At 51.1% G+C, this 3,481-nt stretch carries 2 protein-coding genes and 2 pseudogenes; all 4 read left to right on the top strand.

The window, feature by feature from the left end; translation table 11 throughout:
* Positions 1-17: 17 nt before the first annotated feature.
* The 4 genes and pseudogenes from LLG96_16920 to LLG96_16905 all read left to right on the top strand — a co-directional run bounded on the left by LLG96_16920 (position 18) and on the right by LLG96_16905 (position 3,075).
* Positions 18-131 (top strand): annotated as a pseudogene (locus LLG96_16920) (hypothetical protein).
* Positions 123-212: pseudogene (locus LLG96_16915) on the top strand (TonB-dependent receptor plug domain-containing protein). Before LLG96_16920 ends, LLG96_16915 begins: the two co-directional pseudogenes overlap by 9 nt.
* 21 nt (positions 213-233) lie before the next feature.
* Positions 234-1,892 carry a TonB-dependent receptor gene (locus tag LLG96_16910; GenBank protein ID MCE5251889.1) on the top strand — a complete coding sequence of 553 codons (1,659 nt, stop codon included), beginning with the start codon at positions 234-236 and terminating at the stop codon, positions 1,890-1,892.
* Between the two features lie 112 nt (positions 1,893-2,004).
* Positions 2,005-3,075 (top strand): radical SAM protein, encoded by a 1,071-nt coding sequence (locus LLG96_16905; protein MCE5251888.1) that lies wholly within the window; start codon positions 2,005-2,007, stop codon positions 3,073-3,075.
* Positions 3,076-3,481: the final 406 nt, after the last annotated feature.

Genomic DNA, 3,481 nt, shown 5'->3' with positions numbered 1-3,481 from the left:
GGAGCTCCCGTCCTGTCATACGCGGTCTCACCAGAGACCAGATTATTCTCCTTGTCGACGGGTGCAGGGTTGTCACTGCCACGGCGACAGCTGCCCAGTTCGGAACCATCGCGCAGGGTGACATCGAGCGGATAGAGGTTCTCAAAGGCCCGATATCGGTTCTGTACGGTTCCGGTTCGACCGGCGGAGTTGTCAATGTCATCACCCGGAAAGGTCATTTCAGTTCCGAGCCCATGTACAGTTTCGACATCAATCCCACCTATGAAAGCGGAGCAAACGGTTTATCGTCGTACGAGCGCGCAGGTTGGTCGAATTCACGGTTTTATCTGAGCCTTTCTCAGTCGAACAGGAAATATACTGATTACCGGGCTGCCGATGGCTTGCGCATAAGGAATTCCCAGTTCGAAGACCGTCAGACTCAGGTGAATTTCGGCCTGAAAGTATCCGACCGTCATACCCTCGAAGGCCGTTACCAGTATTTTTCCGTACTCGATGCGGGTGTCCCCGGCGCGGCAAGCTTCCCGAAAAACGCCCTTGCACGGTATCCGGACACATCACGGATTCTTGCGGATATGTCATGGACATGGCGTCCCCATACCACATGGCTCCGGGAATCGAGCATCAACGCATATTACCAGCCGGTTAAACGGAATGTCGAGCTGTTACCCAATACGCCGCCCTCGGAGACTCCAAATCCCGTCGACAGCACCAAACTCATACGGATGACCCCGACGGCTATCTATCCGAAAGCCGATCACCGTGTGACCGGAGCCCGCTGGCAGAACGATCTGTCCCTGGGCCGCCACCGTATCGTGGCGGGTATCGAGGGCTGGCAGAAACACATGACATCAGACCGCACTAAAATCATCATAAAGGAAATAATCGATAAAGAAACGGAAAACCGTATCGGCGATCCCACGACAATTACCATAAAAGACACTCCCGTCCCGGAAAGCTGGCAGAGTCCCGTCGGTTTTTTTGCGGAAGATGCCTTTGATCTTGGGAAACGGGCTGAAATTACCCTCGGCAGCCGTATCGACCATATCCATACAGAAAACAGAAAGGCTTACCTGACCGACCAGCCTCCGAGCGATGTGCTTCTCTGGGATAAACGTACCGATAACGATATCAGCTGGAGTTTCGTCGGCGGCGGAATCTATAAGCTGTTTCCCGGCATCGATGTCAATCTCACCCTTGCCCGCTCGTTCAGATCGCCAACCCTTGAGGAGCGATACCTGTATGCGGATCTGGGCGGAAAAGTGACAGTCGGCGACCCTGAAATCAATTCGGAAAAAGGGACATTCGTCGAGGGCGGCATTTCAGTCACAGCCGGTCCGGCCAGGCTGAAAGCGCAGACATTTCTCAATTCAATCACCGACATGGTCATTCTCAACCCGGGCGGAACGTTCAACGGCAAACCGGCCGATGTCTATACCAATGCAGGGAAAGCCCTCATCCGTGGTTTCGAGGTCAGCGCCGACTGGATCGCCCATCCGAAATTGCTCGTGCAGGCCGATGTTTCATACATCCGGGGCACCGATGAAAAATACGACAACGATCTGCCCTCGATGCCGCCTGCGAAGGCTCATATGAGCTTCAGGTGGTCTTTTACAAAAAACCTCTGGCTCGAACCGCTTGTCACCTTCGTCGACCGTCAGGATAAAGTCGCTCCGGGCGAACGCACTACTCCGGGGTACGGCACGGTCGATATCTCCGCAGGTAAATCCATTTTAAAAACAGGCGCGGTGAGCCACGATCTCGTCGTCGGTGTGAAAAATGTCGGCGATAAACTCTACCGTGACCATCTCACCATTTCACGCGGGTACGAGATGTACGGAATTGGCAGGAGTTTCTTTGTATCGTGGAAGATGAATTTAGATCATTCAAGATAAGGGATAAAGACAGGCAGAAGGCACAAGGCATAAGGCACAAAAAGATAATACCATTAACTATAAACCAGAGACCAGAGACTACAAACCAGAAACCATATATGAAGAGAGTGTGATGGAAAAGGAAAACCTTATAAAAAAGGCAGAAGGCACAAGGCACAAGGCACAAGGGGAAACGAACAGATCAAATGAAGATAAATTTGTGCCAACCGATTACGTGCTTGATAATCTTAAAATGCTTCTGGAATCGGATGGGCGTACTTTTGAGGAGAAAGTGACAGCACATGCCCGTGAAATAACAAAACGTACCTTTAACGGCGGTGTGTTCGTGAGCGGACTCCTTGCTATGAGCAGCTTCTGCAGGAATGACTGCACCTACTGCGGACTCCGTGTATCGAACAGGAATATTCCCCGGTTCAGGCTCCCGCTCGACGACATCAGAAATGCGACGGACCGCCTCCGCGAAAGTGGTATCGGCAGGATATTTTTTGTCTCCGGCGAGGACCCGGGATACCCCATCGACCAGATACTCGCCATGACTGCCCATGCAAAAAGTATCGGTCTCCATGTCACCCTCGGGCTCGGCGTATATCCGGAACATGTGCTTCGTGAGATACACGACGCCGGGGCGGACTGTTTTACGCTTAAATTCGAGACATCGAACCGTGAAATGTTCGGGAAAATCAAGCCCACAGTGAATTACGACGAACGTATGGCCTGCATACGGAACATCAAGCCCGTGGGCATGGAGCTCGGTTCGGGTGACATCATCGGCCTTGAAGGACAGACTGTGGACGATGTGGCCGACGATATTCTTCTCATGCGGGAGCTTGCCATTGACTGGGCGCCGGTCGTCCCCTATCTCCCCGCTCCCGGTACGCCGATGGCCGAAACGACTCCGATGGGTGACGTTTCACGCACGCTCAGGGTGATATCGCTCCTGCGCGTTCTGATGAACGATATCATCATTACCGCCGGTCAGCCCAAACAGGGTTCAAAAGCAGGATTCGCCGACCCGGACGGTAACCGCGCCGCGCTCGATGCCGGGGGCAACATCCTGTTTGTCGATGTCACGCCTCTTGCGGTGAGGAAGGATTTCGATATTACACCGGGAAGGGTGCTTCCGGGTCTCGCCCATGTGGAAAAGCTCCTGGAAAGCACAGGGCTGAAAGCGATTTTGGCATGATTGACAGAATCTGCTGATTTGTGTCAATCCGTGTTCTATAAAATCTTTTGAATAATCCGGGTTAACAAGCATTGCGAAATAAAAAACTCAGCGGTAAGCACGCAGAATAATACTTGCTAATGCATTATTTGAAAGTAATATTTCTTTATCGATACGATTGCTGAGAATTTTAACTGATTATAATTTGATATGGGGAATCCCTGATAATAACTTCCTCATTTTTAAAATCAGCATAATGAACGGGCAACGGATTTCTTGCTAAAACTTTAAAAGTCTTGTGATAAAGTCTGTAAGTGTGGATATAAGCTGTCAAGGGTCGGCACGAAGTGCTGATTTACATGCCCTTGACAGCACCGAAACAATACATTTCATTATCGGGCTCGTGAAAAATATACTTTTTCACAGC

Source organism: bacterium (genome assembly GCA_021372535.1).
GTDB lineage: Bacteria > Latescibacterota > Latescibacteria > Latescibacterales > Latescibacteraceae > JAFGMP01.
Note: the sequence above shows the minus strand (reverse complement) of the source record. Positions and strands in the feature narration are given on the sequence as shown.